Source organism: Lutibacter oricola, assembly GCF_900106565.1.
GTDB classification, from domain to species: domain Bacteria; phylum Bacteroidota; class Bacteroidia; order Flavobacteriales; family Flavobacteriaceae; genus Lutibacter; species Lutibacter oricola.
In genome coordinates, this window is record NZ_FNNJ01000011.1 from 84,637 (window position 1) to 106,323 (window position 21,687).

A 21,687-nucleotide genomic window follows, 5' to 3' on the forward strand; every position below is an offset into this window, starting at 1 on the left:
AAAATTAGTAAATATTTTTGATTTTTTTAACAAAAATTTATTTTTTTACAATCGATTGTATTATTAAATGTAAAAAGTACCTTTAATCCCAATAAAATAGGAGGTTACAAACAAAAAAAGGTGAGCTACAAAACTGTAAACTCACCCTTTTCAATCAATCAAAATTTATTTTTCTACATAGTTAACGCTATTGTAAACGCGTATTCACATGGTTTTTTGGTTGGCATTGTAACTTTTAAACCATCGTTTGTTTGTTCCCATTTTATGGTTTCAGTACTACCCAAAACTTTCAAATCTTTTATGTTTAAATCTTTTCCTAGCTCTGAATTTTTAGCTAAAGAGGTAATATTTACAACCCCATTTTCTGGCCAAGCTAATGTAATTGCATATAGTTTATTTCCTTTTGAAGTAAATCTAATATCCTTAGAAGATAAGTCTTTATTGTTTCCTTCAGAGTGGTGTCCTTTTTTTACTTCAGTTGGACCTTCACCAAAAGTTTTCCAATATTTAGTGTCGTAAATAGCTTCACCATTTACAGCTAGCCAATCTCCAATTTGCAATAATATTTTTTCTTGCTCTTCAGGTATTGTTCCGTCTGCTTTAGGTCCAACATTTAGTAATAAACATCCATTTTTTGAAACTATATCTACTAAATCATCAACAATTTGATTTGCCGTTTTAGATTTCCAATTAGTAACATAACTCCAAGAGTTTTTACCAATAGATGTATCTGTTTGCCAAGGTAATTTTCTAATACCTGGTAGTTTTCCTCTTTCTAAGTCATAAACTACTGTTCCTTCTGGAAAAGCTTCGTGAGAAAAGTTTTTATCTTGTAGTACAACTTCTTTATTCCACTCTATACCTTTATTATAATAGTATGCAGCCAATTTAGGTCTCATATCTGCATAATCTGGAATATCTAAATAAAAATCGAACCATAAAATATCTGGTTGATAGTTGTCAATTACATCTTTAGTTCTTTCCCACCATCTTTTTTTGAATTCTTCAGAAACAGGTTCAGTTACATCTTTTCCTTTTGAAGAGTATAAATCTGCATATTGAGGATCTGTAGTATCGAAATGATCTTTTTTATTGTAGAAAGACCAGTTGAATGCAAAGTGAGACGATGTTCCCATAATCATACCTTTTTTTCTACCAGCTTTAAATAATTCACCTAAAACATCACGTTTCGGTCCCATATCATAAGCATTCCATCTAGTAGTATTAGATTTATACATAGCAAAGCCATCGTGGTGGTCAGCCACAGGAATTACATATTTAGCCCCAGATTTTTTAAATAGGTCAATCCATTCGTTAGCATCAAATTTTTCAGCTTTAAACATTGGAATAAAATCTTTATACCCAAAATTCTTTTGATCTCCCCAGTTTTTCTTGTGATGTGTATAAACTTCGTTAGGTCCTTTTTTTTGTAATTTTAATTGCGCTGTAAATGTAGCTGTATCCATATACATTTTTCTTGGATACCATTCCGATCCAAATGCAGGAACTGAATAAGCTCCCCAGTGAATAAAAATTCCAAATTTGGTTTTATTAAACCAAGCAGGATCTTTATAATGCTTTTTTATTGATTCCCAATTTGCTTCGTACGTAGGTTGTTGTACTTCAGCTACTTTTTTATCAGCTTTTTTTTCTCCACAAGCAACTAATATTGACAGAGCAAAAAAAGCTAATAAATAAAATTTGTTTAACTTCATAATTAAAACGGTTCTAGTTGATTTTTATAGTTGCTAAATTCGTTCTAATAGGTCAATTACATTAATACATATGATTTTTTAGATATATTAAATGTTTAATTCATTATAAATAGGGATAATATTGAGTTATTTATTTAAATTAATGTGTTTTGATCTTTAATATTTCAGTTTTACAGTTTTTAGATGTAATTTTTATGTTTACATCTCCAGGTTGCTTTGTACTTTGTATAATTAACAATAGTTTTCCTTCATCAGTAATACAAGTATCTAAATTAAACTTACTTCTTTGTGCATTGCTGCCATTGTCTACCGTTAATAATTTTGCAGGACCTTCAATTTTAAAAGTAATATTTTGATTTATATGTTGAACAGGAATTCCATTTTTATCTGTTAATTGAACTTCGATATGTGCTACATCGTAACTATTGGCTTTAAGCTCCGTTTTGTCGGTTTTAATTTTTAATTTAGAAGGAGTTGTAGCTGTTTTAATTTCGTATATTAAATTTTTATCTGCACCAACAACTTTTAATGTTCCTTTAGTATAAGGAACAATCCATTTAATAATATGGTCATTGTTTGAAGCTAACTTTTTAACACCAAACGATTTTTCATTAATAAACAATTCTGCAGTAGGAGAGTTTGTGTAAACTTCAACAACAATGTTTTCACCTTTATTATAATTCCAATGTGTTTTAAATGGTTGAAATCCCCAGCGTCTTTTTTTCCAAAGATCTTTAGATTTTTCAACAGCTTTGCCATTTTTATTTATGTATTCTGAGTCTTCTAGTTTTATAGTAGTTGCATAAATTTCGGGAGCATTATTCCAAAGTGTTTTAAACATATGCCAACGTGGAGTAGGGAATCCCGCAAAATCGATTAATCCGCTATCACTACCTCTTTCATTAATATCGCTAGTTTCACCCATATAAAAAATACCTGTCCATAAAAATATTCCAGGAACATGTGAATTGTCTAAAACAGATTTCCATTCTACCCAATTTGCCCAGTTTTCTGTACCTAAAATCATTTTTTCAGGATAATTTCTATGTCCATAATCATAAACGGAAGCTCGGTAGCTATACCCAACAATATCCAACGCATCTGTATATCCAGAAAAATGGCTAACCGTTGGAATAACTAGGTTTGCTGTAACTGGACGCGTAGTGTCAATTTCTTTAACCCATTTAGATAGTTTTTGAGCTGTTTTAGCTAATTCAAATTCTTTTGGAGGATTGTTTTTCATGTTCTCCTTCATTTGTGCTATTGTAATTGGAGGCTCATCATAATAATATTTTTTGTTTGAATTCCAATAACCGCTCGATTTTCCGTAGCGAGGGTATGTCCATTCAACTTCGTTACCAATACTCCACATTACAATTGAAGGGTGATTTCTGTCACGCAACAACATATCTTTTAAATCTTGTTCTCCCCATTTTTGAAAATGATTGGTATAGCCTTCAGTTAATGGATCTTTACCTTTCGAATTGTAGTTTTTACGTTTGTCTTTTGGATAATCCATTTCATCAAATGTTTCATCCTGAACTAAAAAACCAAGTTCATCGCATAATTTTAAAAAGCTTTCTGAAGGAGTATTGTGTGCAGTTCTAATAGCATTTACACCACCTTCTTTTAAAATGTTTAATCTTCTACGCCATACATCATCTGGAACAGCAACTCCGATTCCACCAGCATCATGATGTAAACAAACACCTTTAAAATATGTTTTTTCTCCGTTTAAGAAAAAACCATCACTTGCAGTGTATTTTAAACTTCTAATACCAAAAGTTTCATCTTTAACATCCCAAACTTTTCCATTTTTATCAATAATAGTAGTTGTTAAAACATATAGGTTTGGTTTTTCTGTATTCCAAAGTTTTGGGTTTTCAATATTTATTGAAGTTGTAGTGTTTTTAGCTTCAACAATATGCTCTTTTACTATATTGTTTTCTGCATTTTTAATTTCATATTTAATAGAAAGATTTTCTTTTTGAAGCGGGTTTATAATTTCTGTATCAATATTAATTGTAGCGCTTTCTTTTGAAATTTTTGGAGTTGTAATACCAATTCCCCATTTTTTAATATGAATTGGTTCTGTAATTACTAATTTTACCTTTCTATAAATTCCAGCTCCATTATACCATCTACCATCTAAAAAAGCCGTTCTATCTACTTTTACAACTAATGTATTTGTCTTGCCTAAATTAATTTCATTTGTAATTTCAGCACTAAATGGACTAAACCCATAAGGTCTTTCAGTAATTTTATTTCCATTTAAATAAACTTCCGCATTGTTATAAACACCATCAAAATCTATTCTAATATTTTTTCCTTTAAGGTTTTTTGGTAGTTTAAACTCTTTTTTGTACCAACCAATATAACTTAAACTAGGAGTAGAGTCTGTTACTTTATATCCTTGGTTGTATGGAGTTTCAATAGCCCAATCATGAGGAATTTTTACATCTTCCCATTCATTTTGAACTTCTAGATTATTTATGTCTAAAGGAATTTTTGTTTTGAAAAATTTCCAATCAAAATTAAAATCAATTTCTTGCCTTGGAGGTTTATTTTCTGTTTGAGAATTACAAGAAGATATAACTAAACAGATTACGAATAAATAAGATAAAAAGCGCATTATATTTTGGTTTGTTTTATTAAAAAACGCCACACTTTTTTATATGTGTGGCGTTTTGAGTTTTATTTTAAATGAAAATTAGTCATTCCAATGTTCATCAATTACTTTTTGAATGTGTGGAAATTTCTCTCCATCTTCTTCATTAAGTTCTTTACGTTTGGCTACTAATTGTTCTTTTAAGTTTGCAATTATATCCTTATAAGCAGGATCTTTATAGGCATTGTTCATTTCCTTAGGATCTTTAGTTAAATCGTAAAACTCCCAAGCAGCTGGCGTGTGTAAAGTAAATCTATTACCCCAACTTTTTTTATTCCATTCAGCACCAGGTTTATCTGTATCTACCCAATATTTTCCGTAGAAGAAAATTAGTTTGTATTCTTTTGTTCTAATTCCAAAATGAGCCGGATTTGCATGTGCGTGTGCCATATGCATCCAATAACGGTAATATGTAGATTGTTGCCAACCTTCAGGTTCTTGTCCAGTTTCTAGAATATGTTTAAAACTATGACCTTGCATTTCTTTTGGAGGTGTTCCACCTGCCATTTCAATTAAAGTAGGAGCGAAGTCAGTATTATTAATAATGGCATCTGTTCTTTGTCCAGCTTTAATTTTTTCAGGGTAACGAACAAAGAAAGGCATTCTTAAAGCTTCTTCATACATCCAACGTTTATCTACATAATCATGCTCACCTAACATAAATCCTTGATCTCCGGTGTAAACTATAATTGTATTATCGTATAAGTTGTTAGCTTTTAAGTATTCAACCATTCTGGCAACATTATCATCTACACCTTTTACACAACGTAAATAACGTTTTAAATACTCTTGATAAGTAGCTGAAGTATATTCATCATCAGTCATTTTATCATTTATTTTTGTTGTTGGGTCAAAGTCAGGATCAGAATTACGAACAGATCTTTTGTTCCAAGTTCTCATACCTTTATGTCTAATAGTATTTCTTTTTGAAACAGATGAGCCTATTACAGATAATAACTCTCCATTTTTACCTCTTGTAGCAATTGAACCGTTATTTTTATTGTCGTACAAACTTTCTGGCTCAGGAATAAATGTGTCTTCTAAATAATCTTTATATCTTGGAGCGTATTCAAAATCATCGTGTGGAGCTTTAAATTGGTAGAATAAAGCAAAAGGTTTTGATTTGTCTCTTTTCTTGTCTAACCATTCAATAGATAAATCTGTTACAATATCCGAACTATGTCCTTTGTATTGTTTTCCTTCATATGCAGGGTCTTTTTCTTCAGTAAAATGCATTCCTGTTTGTGTCATATAAGGGTCGAAATATGAACCTTGTTGACCGTGTTTAGTAAATACATTGTAATAATCAAAATTAGGTTCTAGTTTTAAATGCCATTTACCAATCATAGCTGTTTGGTATCCTAATTTTTTCATTTCAATAGGTAAGTATTGGTGATCCATAGGTAATTCACCTTCTAAATCTAATACTCCATTGGCTTGACTGTGTTGTCCAGATAAAATTGCAGCTCTACTAGGTGTACAAATAGAGTTATTTACAAAACAGTTGTCAAAAATAATACCTTCGTTAGCTATTTTGTCTAAAGTAGGAGTAGGGTTTAAACTTGCTAACCTACTTCCGTAAATACCAAATCCTTGTGTGGTATGATCATCAGACATTATATAAATAATGTTTGGTTGTTTTGGTGTTTCTGGTTTTGCCTTTTCTGAACAGGAAGTTCCAATTGCTAATAAAAAGCAAAGAATAAAAATTCTATTTATCATTTTAATTTTATTGAAATTTTGAAAGTATAAATATCGCTATTCTTAAACTGAATTATTAGAACATATGATTTATTTTAGGAAAAAAATATGTTATTAATACTTAGTATAGTATAAAACAAATACATATTTAATAAAAAAGAGCTTGCAAATATTTACAAGCCCTTTAATTATTTATTTAGTGGAAATAATATTATTCCTTTATAAATTTAGATAATCTTCCGGTATCAGTTTTTAAAAAGTATAGACCTTTTGATAGATTTGAAACATTCATATTAACTGGATTGTTAAAAGTTTTTACTTCTTTACCTGTAACATCATAAATATGCACTGTTTTAATGTCTTTATCTCTATTTTCTATTGAAATAAATTCAGAAGTTGGGTTTGGGTACACAGCTATTTTTTTAGCCCCGTAATTTTTAATTCCTAATGTTGCGCTAGGATGGAAAACAATTTTGTCTATAGTAAAATTTCCAGCAGCAGTGTTATTGTTATTGATTCGAGGGCGTAAGGACATGTTAGTTATATTTCCTGTCCACGCATTACTACCTCCTTGAGATAAATCTATACTTCCTGATTGTGTAATTGTAGTACTTGTAAGTCCAGTAAGTTTGTTATAAAAACCATTACTACTTGTATAAAATCCAAATTGTTCATTTGTAGATGCATTTTTATAAAATATTGTAACATAAGCGTTAGCTGTTGCATCTATATATTTGTAAGTACCTCCTAAATCAATATGTACTCCGGAACCTTTTTCTGCTGTTGTTGTAATAGTTAATTGATTTGTTGTTATTGAATGAGTAGCATTAGTTTCGTTGGTTATTGTGTAACCTTCATCAAAATTTATTTCAGTAATTTCAGTTAGAACAGGATCAGCAACCGCTGTCATAGTTTCAGCAGGTATAATTGAGTTACTGTTTGTATCTACATTTCCAGAAGTAGTATTTACTAGTCTTACTAAAATATCATATTCATTACCTATAACATAAGAGCCTCCAGTACCGCTGCCTCCAGTATTTTCAACCAAAGCTGAAAATGTATATGTTCTTTTAATAGTACTTGCATTTGTACCTGCAGCTTCTACAAAGGTATAAAAAGAGCCTTGAGTAGAATTTGTTGCATCAATGTTAAAAGAGGTTTGCAATAATTTGTTAGCATTAGAAGTCGAGCCTGTATTAAATACTCTAATATTAGCCGTTATTGTTGTGTTATCGTCGGGGATATTGTCGATTGAAATAACAAGGGCATCAGATGAAGGAATAGTTGAGGATGAAGCTATAATTTCATTAGAGAAATTTTCAAAAGTAACAGTTGGTGCTTGCGAATAAATAATTGTTGTTAAACTTGTAAAAAACAAGGTTAAGAATTTTTTTTTAAGTAATTTTTTAATCATAATGTTTAAGTTTTTATTAGATATATCAAAATTACCAAGTTTAAGAATTACTGTGTTGTTTATATGTGTTTTAGCTTATAACATATGTTTAAAAAAAAAGCCTACTTAATAATTTAAGTAGGCTTTTAAAGTTTTATAAAATTAATTATGGTCTTGCATCATTTTTGAAAATTCTGAAGTCATCATAATAAACTACAAAATCAACACCTGATGTAGGAATAGGTTGTAATCTTAAATTTTTACCCATTGAATCTGCAGTTGGTGTAACTTCAACTTTAACTAACTCCCAAGTATCTACAGCTGGACTTGCTCCCCATTTTGGTGCAACACTTTTACTTAGATCGTACCAGATTTTATCTGCGGCAGTACTGCTTATATCTGATCCAGAAGTTATATACCTTCTATAAGTAATTAGATATGTAACACCAGCTTCGTAATTTAAAACCCCATTAGAAGTTTCTAACCTTGGTTTAGAATCTTCTAACTTAGCACTTTGTGAACCATCATAAGCTTGTTCAGTACTAAACTCAACTACTGCTCCTGAACCACTAGCACCTTCAACCCAAACATCTCCAAAAGTACCTTCAAAAGAACTATCTACAATCATGTTTCCTTCAAACATTGTTACAGGTACATTTGTGTAAGGTGTTATTGCTCCATCTCCTAAACCATAAATAGAACCTGTACCATCGTTAGAAATAGTTATAACATCCGTTCTATAAATTTGCTCAGCCATTGTAATGTTTAACATTTTAGGGTCAGTAGCATCTAAACTTACAGATGCAACAGCAAAAGGAGTTCCGTTTACTAGTACTTCAAAACCAGTAATTGGGTCTGTAAATGAATTTGAGTCTAATTCTGTATCAAAACCAATTTTAATTGTTTGGTCTTCTAACTCTATAGCATCACCTTGTTGTTCAACAGGTGTTGGTACATATACTTCTACAGGTATATTATCGAAAGCTTCTAATAAACGTTCGTCAAAAGACCAAAGAGCTGCGTTTGTACCATCATAAGAAACAGTTATTGTTTTTGAAGCATCGGCAGGTACTAATGGAGTTTCTAACGTAATTATTAATTTTGTTCCATTAGAGTTTCTATTAACGGATTCTATTGCACTTGCAACACCATCAATTTCAACAACAAAATTACCTGAAACATTTTCAGTGTAAGTTTGAATTTTATGACTTAAACTTACCATAATTTCATCTGCATTAGATTCTATTATGTCTCCAACTTGAGTTAAAGGAACATCTAAAGGTAAAACCGTAAACACAGTAGGTATATCATAAATATCTGTACTTAGTTTTAATCTTTCAGTTCTTTCTCTTGTAGCTTTTAATTCTACTTGGTAGTCTCCAATTTCATCAAAAGTAATAGTATCAATAACTCTATCTAATAATTCTACTCTTGTTAAAGTTTTATTATAGATGTTTTTTTGATTTGTTGAATCAACTTCTGTAGTATGCACGCGCCATTTAGTTGTTTCTGGTCGACCAATATTATCTGGTTGTAAACCACTTAAATCTTCAAAAATTAATTTATCTCCAAAAGTTAAAGTAACAGCATCAACATTTTTATGATCTAAAATAGTCTCATCCATATATCTAACTTGTGGCACAGCAACTACAGTATCATAAACGTCAATTATAAATGTATAGTCTGCAACCCACTTGTCACCAACTTTTACTGTTCTAATAGTGTCATTTACTGTATCTCCATCCACATAGTCATTTGGAAAAATAAATGATGTTGAATCTAAAAAGGTACCATAGTATTTTACTTTACTAAGTGAATCTCCTTTTTTCCATAAAACATGAATTGTTTGATCTGTTGAAATATAAGTTCCAGGATTAACAATATACTCATCGTGATTATCTAAGTTATTAGGTACTGGACCTTCTAAAAAGAATGCATTTTCCGATGGTATAGTCCAATATCTTTCTTGAGCACCTGCAGAAAGATCCATAAAAGAATAGTATCTATTAACTTCAGATACTTTATCAGTAGACGCACCAGTAGTAAATGTGAAAGATAAATCTGAAAATGATGGAGGCGTGTCATAATCATCATCATCACAACCAACCATTATTAAGGCTAGTAATGATAATGAAAAAATTGTTTTAATTATATATTTTAGTTTCTTCATAATTATATATTTTAGTTTAAACATTAAGAGTAAATACTCTTAAACTTTAAATTTATTGATTCCAGTTTAAGTTAGAGTTTAACTCATCTTGAGGAACAGGAAGGTATGCATGTATATCTTCAATAAAGTTTTTAGAACCTGTTAAAGCATCTCTTAAATGTGGTTCTTTAGCTCTTCTGTTTCCATTAATAAAATGCGCTTCAGGAGTTGATTTAACTTGTCTAAATGCGTAATCTGGAAGATTAGGATCATCATATGTAGGTAAAACACCTGTAGGCATAATAAAACATCTCCATCTTGTTGGGTTTTTACCCATACGGTTATTTCTAAAGTGCCAAGAATCGTATTCGAAAGTAGATAAGTTTTCTAGTTGTTGTTTCCAAACACCCCAACGTCTTAGGTCATAAGCTCTATCACCTTCTAAAGATAATTCTAAAGGTTTTTCTGTAAACCTTAAGTGGTTTTCTAAGTTTTCTAAAGTTACAGATTGTTCACCATTAGATGGATCCATATCAATATCATCCATATATGTTGTTGTACTACCAACAAATTCGGCACTAGTTTCTGTAGACTTTCCTAATAAAATAAGACCAGAACGTTTTCTAATACGGTTTATATATCTTAAAGCTTCAGATAAATCACCTTTTTCAATCATACATTCTGCATATAAAAGGTAAATTTCTCCTAAACGCATAATTGGTATGTTAATATCTGATCTGTTGTCTTTGTCAGCACTTTCGTCTTCACCTAAACCTCCATTTTCAGTATTCCAACCTGTAAACTTTTTGATAAAATTAGGAGTTTGTCTTCCGTGAGTAGCAGCAGATTTTTCTGTACCATATTCAGCATTTTCAACACCATACATTCTACCATCTCTATCATCTACAGATGTCATTGAGTTATTCATACGTAAACTGTACATTCTAACAACATTTTCTTGAATACTGTCTAAATTTCCAGAAGTATCATAAATATTTCTATTAACTAAGTTAATAGGGTTTAAAGGGTCTGGTTTTTCAGCTCTATATTTAAGAGTTAACCAAGAAGAAAATTGAACTTGATTACCATCATTTAATTGATGTGAAATTTGTTGAGATAATTTTTGTTCGTCTAGCCCTAAAGGGTTAGCATCATAAGAATAGTTAATTTCAAAAATAGATTCATTATTAAATTCAGCAATACCAGTAAAACATTTAGCTAAATCATCTGCAAGTTCATAACCATAATTATCAATTACATTTTTAAGGTAAATTTCAGCATTAACAAAATCATTCTCATTAATATAAGTTTTAGCAATAAGTCCTTCACAGAAACCACCAGTAATTCTACCTAAGTTTCCATTTCCAGCTTCACTTTGCCAAGCGTTATAGGTACCAGGTAAATTTTCTTTACCATATTCTAAATCAGCTAAATAAAATGCTTTTACATCTTCAGAAGTTGAAAAGCTTTTTTGAAAATCTGCTATTTCAACAGGAACAGTTTCAAATATAGGTAAAGAACCTTTATTAAATGAATTGTGTAAAACATAGTAGAAATAACCTCTTAGCGCTCTTGCTTGAGCAAGAATATAAATACCAGATTGTTCAGCATCAGCACCGTTAAAAGTATCTTCTAATCTGTAGTAAGCATCAATAACTTGATTTGCTCTAAAAATACCTTTAAAACAAGCATTCCACTTGTTTTGAACTTCATTGGTTGTTAAATCAAATGTTTGGTCATAAATGGCAGTTCCAGTAGATTTATTTCTAAATACTGAAGGAACAGCAATATCAGTACGATTGTACTCCCATTTAATTCCTAAAATATTTTCATCTCTTAAAGAAGCATAGGTAGCATTTAATCCTCCGTTTAAATCACCTGCATTTTGCCAAAATGTATCAAGTGTTAAAGCATTTGGATTTACTTGGTCTAACTCATCTACACAAGCTTGAAATGATAAAGCAAGCACTATTAGAGGAAGTAATCCTTTCAAAAATGTCTTATGTGTCATTAATTTATATTTTGTTGTTTTTTTATGTATATTTTTCATCTTCAGTTAGTTTAAATTAAAATTGAAGTTGTATACCTGCTTTAACTTGAGAAGATATTGGATATCTTCCTTGGTCAATACCACGAGTACTTAATCCGTTACCACCTACTTCAGGGTCAAATCCAGTATAATCTGTAATAGTTAATAAATTTTGAGCTTGAATGTAAATTCTTAATTTACTTAGGCCTAATTTTTCGCTAGAAGTTTTAGGTAATGTGTATCCTAAAGATACGTTTCTTAACCTAACAAAATCTCCATTTTCTAAGAAATAATCTGATGCACCTCTATAAGATCTTGTTCCATTTCCATCATACCAAGGTATGTCTGAATTTTGGTTGTGTTCTGTCCAAGAATAGAATAAGTCTTTATGTACACCAGCTTGGTATGCATATGCTTTACTACCATTCATAATTTCAGCTCCAAAAGATCCATACCATTGCATAGAAAAATCGAAGTCTTTGTAATTTGCTGAAATATTAATACCAGTTTCAAAATCTGGAGAACCGCTACCTTGATAAATTCTATCACCATCATCTATAGCTCCATTTCCAGCATCAGCAATACCATCACCATCAGTATCTTCAGTTAACTGATCTACATACATTAATTCACCCATTTTTGCACTTGGGTCAATATTTTGGTATGCAATTAACTGTTCTTCAGTTTTAATAACACCTGCAGTTTCTCTTAAAAAATATGCAGCAGCCTCATAACCTTCAGTAATAACAGTTACAATTTCTTTAGAACCTTTTGTAGAAAGGTATCCGTTATCTAAATAGATAATTGGGTTGTTTTCAGCTGTTTTAGTAACCTCATTTTCATTTTTAGTAAAGGTACCTGCAATAGACCATCTAAAGTCTTTATTAACTTTATGTCTGTAGTTGAAACCTAATTCCATACCCTTGTTTTCCATATTTCCAACATTAAATACTGTGCTACGGTAAGAACCAGAAACACCTGTTGATGGAGGGTTTACAATTTGGTATAATAAATCTTCCTTTTCATTTTTATAAAAATCGGCAGAAAAAGTTAATTTATTTTTGAACAATCCTAAATCAAACCCAATATTTTGCTCAATATTAGTTTCCCATTTTAAGTCTGCATTTGCAAATTCTTGTTGAATGGTACCTAAGGCTCCAGTTTCAGACCCTGCATTGTTAAGGTCGTCAGAAGCACTATTGCTACCAAATACGTAGTCAACACCTGGTTCTACTACAGATTGGTTACTGTATGGGTTAAATCTATCATTACCTGTAGTACCGTAACTAGCTCTAATTTTTAATGAATTTATTACATCTTTTACAGGCTCCCAGAAAGTTTCATCAGAAACATTCCATCCAACAGAAACTGAAGGGAATAATCCCCATCGGTTATCTTTTCCAAACTGAGAAGAACCATCGTAACGTGCACTTGCACTTAATAAGTACTTACCATCATAATTGTATTGAATTCTAGCTAAGTTACCTATTAACGTTTTTGTGAAATCATAACCTCCTGATTCGATATCCCATAGTAATTCGTAATTATCTAAAACAGTAATTGCTGGGTTTAAGTTGTTTCTAACTTCTAAGCTGTAGCGTTCTTGTTTAGATTCTTCAAAAGATGTCATTACTAAAGCATTTATAGTATGCAATCCAAATGTTTTGTTATAGTTTGCAAATACCTCAGATGTAAATTTTTGAGAAGTTATATCTGTAATAGTTTGTGATGTAATATTTGCAGGATTTGTAATTAAATCACCTTCCGTATTATAAATATCATATCTAGGTATTTTCTTCACCCATTTTTTATCATCATATTGTATACCAAATCTACCAGTAAGTCTTAGATCATCGTTAACATCAAAATCAAGAGATATATTACCAGCATGGCTATTTCCAGCTCTTTCATCAGTTGTTTTAATTGTTCTTAAAGAATTTGCAAGACTTCTTGCTTCGTTTAACTTCCAGTCATTAGTTGGATCATCTGTACTAATTTCAGAAATGTTTTCAAGAACATTATCATCTAAGTTAATTGCAGGCTTAAATGCTTGATATTCATAAATTCTATTCATCATACCAGTCCAAGGTTTTAACTGGTCATCTCTTTTAAAAGTTAATGCAGTTTTTATTTTCCATTTACCTTTTACAAACATTGTATTTGCACGTACATTAAATCTTTTATAATCTGAGTTGTAAAAAGATCCTTCTTGTTGAAAGTAGTTAGCATTAAAGTTATATGTTAAACCTTCTTTACCACCAGTTATATTAATACGGTGATTTTGAATAGGAGCGTTGTCATTTAATAAAACATCACCAATATTAGTGTTGTTAGTAAAATAACTAGCATTTCTAGTAATGTCAGATTCTACACCACCTTGAGGTTTGTCAGTATTTATAGCTCCTCTTAGCATATGAAGGTAAGTATATTCTTCTTTACTCATTTGATCAAAGTCTGAAGTAATTCGTTGAATACCATATTCAGATTCAACAGAAATTTTCATTTGACCAACTTTACCTTGCTTAGTTGTAATTAAAATTACACCACCAGCACCACGAGTACCATAAATAGAAGCAGATGCCGCATCTTTTAGTACGTCAATACTTTCAATTTCGCTAATACTTAATTGAGGATCAGAATCAAAAGGAATACCATCAACAACATATAACGGACCACTTTGCCCATCCATAAGAGAACTAAAACCACGAATTAAAATGTTTGCTTCTTCTCCAGGAGCACCTGAACTAGAGGCAACGTTTACACCGGCTATTTGTCCTTGTAAGGCTGTACCAATATCAGAAGTTGTTGTTTTTTGTAAATCTTCAGATTTTACCTTTACAACAGCTCCGGTAACTTCTTTTTTTCTTTGAGTACCATAACCAACAACAACTACTTCTTCTAAAGCAGCAACATCAGATTTAAGTACAACATTAATAGTGGTTCTACCACCAATTTTAATTTCTTGCGCAGCAAAACCAATATAACTGAATACTAATACATCGGTAGATTTAGCTTTAACTTCATAATTACCATCAAAATCAGTAGAAGCCCCTTTGGCGGTTCCTTTAACTAAGATACCAACACCTGGTAAAGGCATTCCGTCTCCGGTAACATTACCCTTTACGGTAACTGTTTGCGCTTGTAATGAACTAAGACCAATTAATAACGCAATGGTTAAAAAACTAGTCTTGAGTTTCCAATTAACAAGTAAATTGAATTTCATATTATTTTGTTTTAAGTTTAGATGATACAAATGTTAAATTTATTTAACATTTAAAGGATAACATATGTTTTTATAGATATTACATATGTGCTAAACAAGTTAAAGTCCTTGTATTTGTTGGGGTTACGGGTTTTATTAGAATTTGCTTTGTTAAATATGAAATATGTTAGCAAAGTGGGACGAAGTCTTTTTTTTATTGAATTTTTTTAAAAAAAATTTAAATAATATATATGTAAGTTAAACTAAGTAGTTGTTTTTTTCGATTACAAACAGTAAAAGTTCGTGTGCGCAAACGTGTTGTAATTGTTATATTAATAACAATGTCTTGTATCAACTCTAAATTTCTACCACTTTTTCAATTAAAATTGATGTATTTTTGCTGTTTGAATTTAAAATGAATACAAATTCTTTTAAATAATATATTTCAATATAAGCATATTAATTATGGATACTATAAAACAAATAAATAAAGTAATTGAAGAATACTTTAAAACTCATAAAGAAGATTGGATTGCAGCAAAAGATATTATGCCAGCTTTAGTTGAAGCGGGTGTTTTTGTAAAAGATTATAAAAAGGGGTTGCCTTTAAGAAAAGTGTTAAGAGCTTTAGATAAAGATAACTCGTTAGATAAAATACCATTTATTCATGCAGAACGAAAAGAAAAAAATGTTTATTGGTATATAGTACGAAAAGGAGCAGCGTATAAATCTCAGGAAATTTTAAGTGAAAATTCGAAAAGAAGCCTAGGTGTTAAAAAAAGAGAAAATAGTGACGAATATTATATTTTAAATTTATGTGATGCTATTTTTAATGAGAAAGCTTCTCGTCAGCATACATTTCCATTTTTGTTAGGCGATTTTCATAAAGATAAAATAACTAGAACTAAACTCCCTTTAGATGCTTACTATCATAGTTTAAATCTTGTAATAGAGTATAGAGGTAAGCCGGTTGAAGCTGTTGAAGAATCAAAACATAGAACTATTAGTGGAGTTTCTAGAGATAAGCAAAGAAAATTATACGATCAACGAAGAAGAGATGTGTTGTTGCGTAAAAATATAAACCTTATAGAAGTTCATTATTATTCATTTGAATATAATGATGATGGTAATATTGTAAGAGATGAAGAAAAGAACATTGAGGTTCTTAAAGAAATTTTAAAAGATTTTTTAAAATAGTAAATAAATTAAATTTTAAATATAAAGAAAAGCTCACTTTACGTTAAGTGAGCTTTTCTTATTTTATATATAATAATTTATAAATTTTTAGTTTTATAATAAGTAGAAGTTGGTTCAGGTTAAAGTTAAGTATGGTTAAAAGTTAGTTGAATAATGATCTAATGTTAAATAAATCAGTTTGTTAGGTTTTTTTGTGGTTTTTAACCTAAAAAAATAAGAAGCTGTGAATACAATTAAAAAAACATTTCTAAAAAAGTAAAAACCTCATAATCAAAAGATTATGAGGTTTTTTGCGGAGAATGAGGGATTCGAACCCCCGGAGGTGTGACCCTCAACAGTTTTCAAGACTGCCGCATTCGACCACTCTGCCAATTCTCCTTAGCGGTTGCAAATATAGAACGCTTTTTTGTTTTGCTCAAACTTTTTTTGAACTTTTTTTATAAAAAATTGAATTAAATTTCTAGTACATTTGTTTTTCAAATAGTTAGATGAATTCAATAGTAGAAATAATTGTTTTAGTTTTGGTCGGTTTTGTGGCAGGATCCATAAATACACTTGCAGGAGGTGGTTCTTTATTAACTTTACCTATCCTTATTTTTATGGGATTACCACCTAGTGTAGCAAATGGAACTAATAGAATTGCCATTTTATTTCAAAATATATTTACTACAGCCGGTTTTAAGAGTAAAGGTGTTATTACATTTCCATTTAGTATTTATGTAGGTATATCTGCGTTGTTAGGCTCTATAGTTGGGGCTCAAATAGCAGTAGATATAAAAGGAGAGACGTTTAATAAGATTTTAGCCATTATTATGGTTGTAGTTGTATTGTATATGGTTTTTAGCTCTAAAATTAATATTTCGTCCACTATAGAGCGTACAAAGGGTAAACATTTATGGTTAAGTATATTTTTGTTTTTCTTTGTAGGTGTTTATGGAGGGTTTATACAAGCTGGTGTAGGTTTTATAATGTTATTAGTCTTATCATCAGTAAATAATTTCTCTTTAGTAAAAAGTAATGCTATAAAAGTAACTGTGGCTTTAATTTATACCATTGCTGCTGTGGCTGTTTTTGCTTATAATGATAAAATAAATTGGCAAATGGGTTTAACCTTAGCAATTGGGAATGCTGGCGGAGGTTGGTTTGCCAGTAGATGGTCTGTAAAGAAGGGTGATGGCCTTATTCGTAAGTTTTTGATAGTTATGGTTGTAATTATGGCAATAAAACTTTGGTTTTTTTAAATTTATTTCAAGGAATAAATAAACCTTCTGTTAAATTCTTTTTTTAAATTTGTCGCTTAAATTTTTGATATGTCAAATACATTTGGAAAAATATTTACCTTAACAACGTTTGGAGAATCACATGGTGAAGCTATTGGTGGTGTTATTGATGGTTGTCCTGCAGGGATTGAAATAGATTTAGCTGCTATTCAGCAAGAAATGGATAGAAGAAAGCCTGGACAATCTAAAATTGTAACACAGCGTAAAGAGCCAGATGCAGTTCGCTTTTTATCTGGTATTTTTGAAGGTAAAACTACAGGAACTTCAATAGGATTTATTATTGAAAACGTTCATCAACGTTCAAATGATTATTCACATATTAAAGATTCTTATCGTCCATCTCACGCAGATTACACGTACGATAAAAAGTATGGTAATAGAGATTATAGAGGAGGAGGAAGAACATCAGCTCGTGAAACTGCAAATTGGGTTGTTGGTGGTGCAGTTGCAAAACAAGCAATACCTTCAATAAAAATTAATGCTTACACATCTTCAGTAGGAGATTTATTTTTAGAGAAACCATATCAAGATTTGGATTTTTCGAAAACAGAAGATAATATTGTTCGTTGTCCGGATCCTATTATTGCTGAAGAAATGATTGCTAAAATTGATAACGTTAGAAAAGAAGGAGATACAATTGGAGGTACAGTAACTTGTGTTATTCAAAATGTACCTGTAGGTTTGGGTGAACCAATTTTTGATAAATTACACGCGCAGTTGGGTAAAGCAATGCTTTCGATTAATGCTGTAAAAGGATTTGAATATGGAAGTGGGTTTTGTGGTGCTAAAATGAAAGGTAGCGATCATAATGATATTTTTAATGAAGATGGTTCTACTAAATCTAATTTATCTGGTGGAATTCAGGGTGGAATAAGTAACGGAATGGATATTTATTTTCGTGTAGCATTTAAGCCTGTAGCTACAATAATGCAACCACAACAAACTATTGATAAGGATGGTAATATTGTTGAAATGATGGGGAAAGGTCGTCACGATCCTTGTGTAGTGCCAAGAGCTGTGCCTATTGTTGAAGCTTTAGCTGCAATGGTGTTGGCAGATTTTACAATTCTGAATAAATAAAACTTAAGATTTGAATATTAGGTTAGCTACTGATTTGGATTTTGATGATGTTTGGAAAATTTTTTCTGAAGTTATTAAAATTGGGGATACGTATGTTTTTTATCCGAATACAACTAAAGAAGATTTTAAAAGGCATTGGTTTGCTTATTACATGAAAACATTTGTAATTGAAGCTGATGGAGAAATACTAGGAACTTATATTATTAAACCCAATCAAATAGATTTAGGAAATCATATTGCTAATTGTAGTTATATGGTTAGTCCAAATGCTCAAGGCAAAGGAATTGGTAGAAAACTGTGTGAACATTCTTTAGAAGTAGCTAAAAAAGATAATTTTGAAGCCATTCAATTTAACATTGTTGTAAGCACAAATGTTGGCGCAGTTGAGTTATGGAAAAAGTATGGTTTTGAAATAATTGGAATTACACCAAAAGGATTTAGGCATTCAAAACTTGGCTTGGTAGATACCTATATAATGTATAAAGATTTAAAGAATTAATAGATAAAAAATATACAAAAAAGGCTTCAAATTATTTGAAGCCTTTTTTGTTTTACATAAATAGTATTAAAAAAAGTATTGGAATTAAAAAGCCTAATGCTGTATAAATTCCGCCTCTACCTGTTATTCCTTTTTTACCTTTTACCATAAAAAATGAGGTAATTGCAAACAGAATTAAAGCTGCTGCAAAAGCATCTGAAAACCATTTCCAAATATTATTTGGATTGTAATGTAGATAATTCACTTCAAAAAATAAAGGGCGTTTTTTTAAATATTCTGTAACTCCATTTCCGCTATTAATATTTACAACAACAGAAGAACCTCCTTTTAAAAATATTTTTATTTTATTTTCATTTGGAAAATAGTGTTTCTTGTAATTTTTTCTGCTATCAATATTATCTAATAACAATAGTACGTTTTCTTTGGTATTACTGTTGTTGTTTAAATTTATAGAAGTATTAAACTCTTTTAAACTAACAGAGTAATTAGGGTTCCAATCACTCATGTGATTTAATGCAATACCAGAAATAGCATAAATTAATGTAGTTCCAATAAAAAAATAACCAATATCTCTATGTAGAATACGGCTCCATTTTCTTAGCGTTTTCATTTTCATATTGAGAAAAAACTATTTATTTAATTTCTTTATGAGAAATGTATTGGATTGAGTAATTTGAAATATGATCTACACTATCTTTTTTCATTTTAGCTCTGTATTCAGCAATGTGGTTCTTTTTATTTTTGAATTGCTCTTCGTTAGATTTTCCTTCTGAATGACTTTTAATATTGTCTTCTTCCAATTTTAATAAATAAGCTTCGTCAATTCTATCTTCTAAAACAACGCCTGTAACAGTAATTTCACTACCTTTTAAAGCTTCGTCAAATCTTTCTTCTGAAAAAACATGAGCATCTCCATTATCAGTAACTAATAATATTTTTTTACCACCGTGTTTGCATACGTGATCTACAATACCGTTAACTTTAATTTCTTTATTTATATAATCTCCTGCTTTAGAGTCAAATTCACCTAATGCAATAGTTGGAGTTTCTACAACTTCTTTAGTTGTTGTATTTTCAATTTCTTTTTTTTGTTCGGTTTTACATGCAAACGAAACAATTGTAATAGCTAGTATTAATAATATTTTTTTCATTTTAATTAAGTTTGATTGAATTTTAAAAGCTAAGATAGTTTTCTTGTTTCAAATAAAGAATGATTAAAATCAGTTACAATTTTTGAAGATGAAAGTTTTATTCAAAAAAAAACACCTTCCAAGTAAATGAAAGGTGTTTTTATGTATTTTAAGTAAATTCTACATTGGCGGTAAGTCTCCATTACCTTTAGTTGGTAAATTACTGTAGCCCATTAAGAATTCATCTACTTTTCTAGCAGCTTCTCTTCCTTCAGAAATTGCCCAAACAATTAAACTTTGTCCTCTACGCATATCTCCAGCAGTAAATATGTGTGGTATGTTTGTTTGGTAATCTTTAGTAGTTGCTTTGTAGTTGCTTCTGTTGTCGGTTTCAATTCCTAATTTTTCACTTAAAGTAGCTTCTGGTCCAGTAAAACCTAAAGCTAATAAAGCTAAGTCACAAGGCCAAGTTTTCTCAGTACCTTCAACTTCTATTAATTCAGGTCTTTGACCAGGAACCATTTTCCATTCTACATTTACAGTTTTTAATGCAGTTAATTCACCTTTTTCGTTTGTAATAAACTCTTTTGTGTTAATTAACCAGTTTCTATCACAACCTTCTTTGTGAGAAGTAGATGTTTTTAACTGTAAAGGCCAGTATGGCCAAGGAGTTGATGGGCTTCTTTGTCCTGGAGGTTTTGGCATAATTTCAAAATTAGTTACAGATTTAGCTCCATGTCTGTTAGAAGTACCAACACAATCAGAACCTGTATCTCCACCACCAATAACAATTACATTTTTATCTGTAGCTAAAACTTGATCTTTTACTTCTTTACCTAAAACAACTTTTGTTTGTTGTGTTAAAAAATCCATTGCTTGTACAACGCCAGCACTATCTGCACCATCAATAGGTAAACCTCTTTTTTGAGTTGCGCCACCGCATAAAACAATAGAATCGAATTTTTTCAATTTATCAACCGAATAATTTACACCAACATTTACATTGGTTTTAAATTTAATACCTTCTTTTTCAAGAATGGCAATTCTACGATCAATAATATTCTTTTCTAATTTAAAATTAGGAATACCATAACGTAATAATCCTCCTAATTCATCATCTCTTTCAAAAACTGTTACAGTATGTCCAGCTCTGTTTAATTGTTGTGCAGCAGCTAAACCTGCAGGTCCAGAACCTACAACTGCTATTTTTTTACCTGTTCTTTTATTTGGTGTTTGTGGTACAATCCAACCTTCTTTAAAGGCTCTTTCAACAATGTTTTTTTCAATATTTTCTATTGAAATTGGCTCATCAATTATACCTAGTACACAAGCTTGCTCACAAGGAGCAGGGCATAAACGACCTGTAAACTCAGGAAAATTATTTGTTGAGTGTAATATCCAAGAAGCTTTTTTCCATTCGCCTTGGTGAACCATATGATTAAAATCTGGAATTAGATTACCAAGTGGACAACCACTATGGCAAAATGGAATTCCACAATCCATACATCTCGATCCTTGTTCTGTAATATCAGCCTTGTTTAATGGTTGTGTAAACTCGTTATAATGAGTAACACGTTCTTTAACTGGCTTATATGTTTCGTCTTTTCTTTCGAATTCTTTAAATCCTGTTACTTTTCCCATAAT

14 protein-coding genes and 1 tRNA gene are annotated in these 21,687 nt (G+C 30.6%); 4 read left to right on the top strand and 11 right to left on the bottom strand.

The features are described 5' to 3' along the window. Nucleotides 1–173: 173 nt before the first annotated feature. The 7 genes from BLU40_RS15335 to BLU40_RS15365 form a co-directional block, all read right to left on the bottom strand. A complete protein-coding gene (locus BLU40_RS15335; RefSeq protein WP_090125643.1) occupies nt 174–1,715 on the bottom strand; it encodes an alpha-L-fucosidase in 1,542 nt (513 codons plus the stop codon). 139 nt (nt 1,716–1,854) lie between these two features. Continuing rightward, a complete protein-coding gene (locus tag BLU40_RS15340; RefSeq protein WP_139170976.1) occupies nt 1,855–4,347 on the bottom strand; it encodes a glycoside hydrolase family 2 TIM barrel-domain containing protein in 2,493 nt (830 codons plus the stop codon). A 78-nt stretch (nt 4,348–4,425) separates the two neighbouring features. After that, on the bottom strand, nt 4,426–6,105 hold the full coding sequence (locus tag BLU40_RS15345; RefSeq protein WP_090125648.1) for a sulfatase family protein: 1,680 nt from the start codon (nt 6,103–6,105) through the stop codon (nt 4,426–4,428). A gap of 190 nt (nt 6,106–6,295) precedes the next feature. Continuing rightward, nucleotides 6,296–7,498 (bottom strand): T9SS type A sorting domain-containing protein, encoded by a 1,203-nt coding sequence (locus tag BLU40_RS15350; protein WP_090125651.1) that lies wholly within the window; start codon nt 7,496–7,498, stop codon nt 6,296–6,298. A 145-nt stretch (nt 7,499–7,643) separates the two neighbouring features. Continuing rightward, on the bottom strand, nt 7,644–9,647 hold the full coding sequence (locus tag BLU40_RS15355) for a SwmB domain-containing protein (protein WP_090125654.1): 2,004 nt from the start codon (nt 9,645–9,647) through the stop codon (nt 7,644–7,646). A 52-nt stretch (nt 9,648–9,699) separates the two neighbouring features. Next, the gene (locus tag BLU40_RS15360; RefSeq protein WP_090125657.1) at nt 9,700–11,676 is read right to left on the bottom strand and encodes a RagB/SusD family nutrient uptake outer membrane protein; all 1,977 of its coding nucleotides are present in this window, start codon (nt 11,674–11,676) and stop codon (nt 9,700–9,702) included. 16 nt (nt 11,677–11,692) lie between these two features. Beyond that, nucleotides 11,693–14,878, bottom strand: coding sequence for a SusC/RagA family TonB-linked outer membrane protein (locus tag BLU40_RS15365; protein ID WP_090125661.1), 3,186 nt, complete (start codon nt 14,876–14,878; stop codon nt 11,693–11,695). A gap of 444 nt (nt 14,879–15,322) precedes the next feature. Here BLU40_RS15365 and BLU40_RS15370 point away from each other — a divergent pair, with 444 nt between their 5' ends. Continuing rightward, nucleotides 15,323–16,054: a hypothetical protein gene (locus BLU40_RS15370; RefSeq protein ID WP_090125664.1), complete on the top strand. Its 732-nt coding sequence runs from the start codon at nt 15,323–15,325 to the stop codon at nt 16,052–16,054. Between the two features lie 293 nt (nt 16,055–16,347). On the opposite strand, the gene BLU40_RS15375 is transcribed toward BLU40_RS15370, so the two are convergent. Next, nucleotides 16,348–16,432 (bottom strand) — tRNA-Ser (locus tag BLU40_RS15375). Between the two features lie 110 nt (nt 16,433–16,542). Here BLU40_RS15375 and BLU40_RS15380 point away from each other — a divergent pair. From BLU40_RS15380 to BLU40_RS15390, 3 genes are all read left to right on the top strand, one after another. Then, nucleotides 16,543–17,295, top strand: a complete 753-nt coding sequence (locus tag BLU40_RS15380; protein WP_090125666.1) for a sulfite exporter TauE/SafE family protein — start codon at nt 16,543–16,545, stop codon at nt 17,293–17,295. Between the two features lie 69 nt (nt 17,296–17,364). Next, entirely contained in the window at nt 17,365–18,414 is a 1,050-nt protein-coding gene (gene aroC / locus BLU40_RS15385) for a chorismate synthase (RefSeq protein WP_090125669.1), read from the top strand. A 10-nt stretch (nt 18,415–18,424) separates the two neighbouring features. Next, nucleotides 18,425–18,913 carry a GNAT family N-acetyltransferase gene (locus tag BLU40_RS15390; RefSeq protein ID WP_090125672.1) on the top strand — a complete coding sequence of 163 codons (489 nt, stop codon included), beginning with the start codon at nt 18,425–18,427 and terminating at the stop codon, nt 18,911–18,913. Nucleotides 18,914–18,965: 52 nt separating this feature from the next. Here the strand turns inward: BLU40_RS15390 and BLU40_RS15395 are convergent, their stop codons facing one another. The 3 genes from BLU40_RS15395 to BLU40_RS15405 form a co-directional block, all read right to left on the bottom strand. Next, nucleotides 18,966–19,523: a PepSY-associated TM helix domain-containing protein gene (locus BLU40_RS15395; protein WP_217633406.1), complete on the bottom strand. Its 558-nt coding sequence runs from the start codon at nt 19,521–19,523 to the stop codon at nt 18,966–18,968. A gap of 22 nt (nt 19,524–19,545) precedes the next feature. Next, a complete protein-coding gene (locus tag BLU40_RS15400; protein ID WP_090125678.1) occupies nt 19,546–20,064 on the bottom strand; it encodes a hypothetical protein in 519 nt (172 codons plus the stop codon). 159 nt (nt 20,065–20,223) lie between these two features. After that, on the bottom strand, nt 20,224–21,684 hold the full coding sequence (locus BLU40_RS15405; protein WP_090125681.1) for a glutamate synthase subunit beta: 1,461 nt from the start codon (nt 21,682–21,684) through the stop codon (nt 20,224–20,226). Nucleotides 21,685–21,687 lie beyond the last annotated feature (3 nt).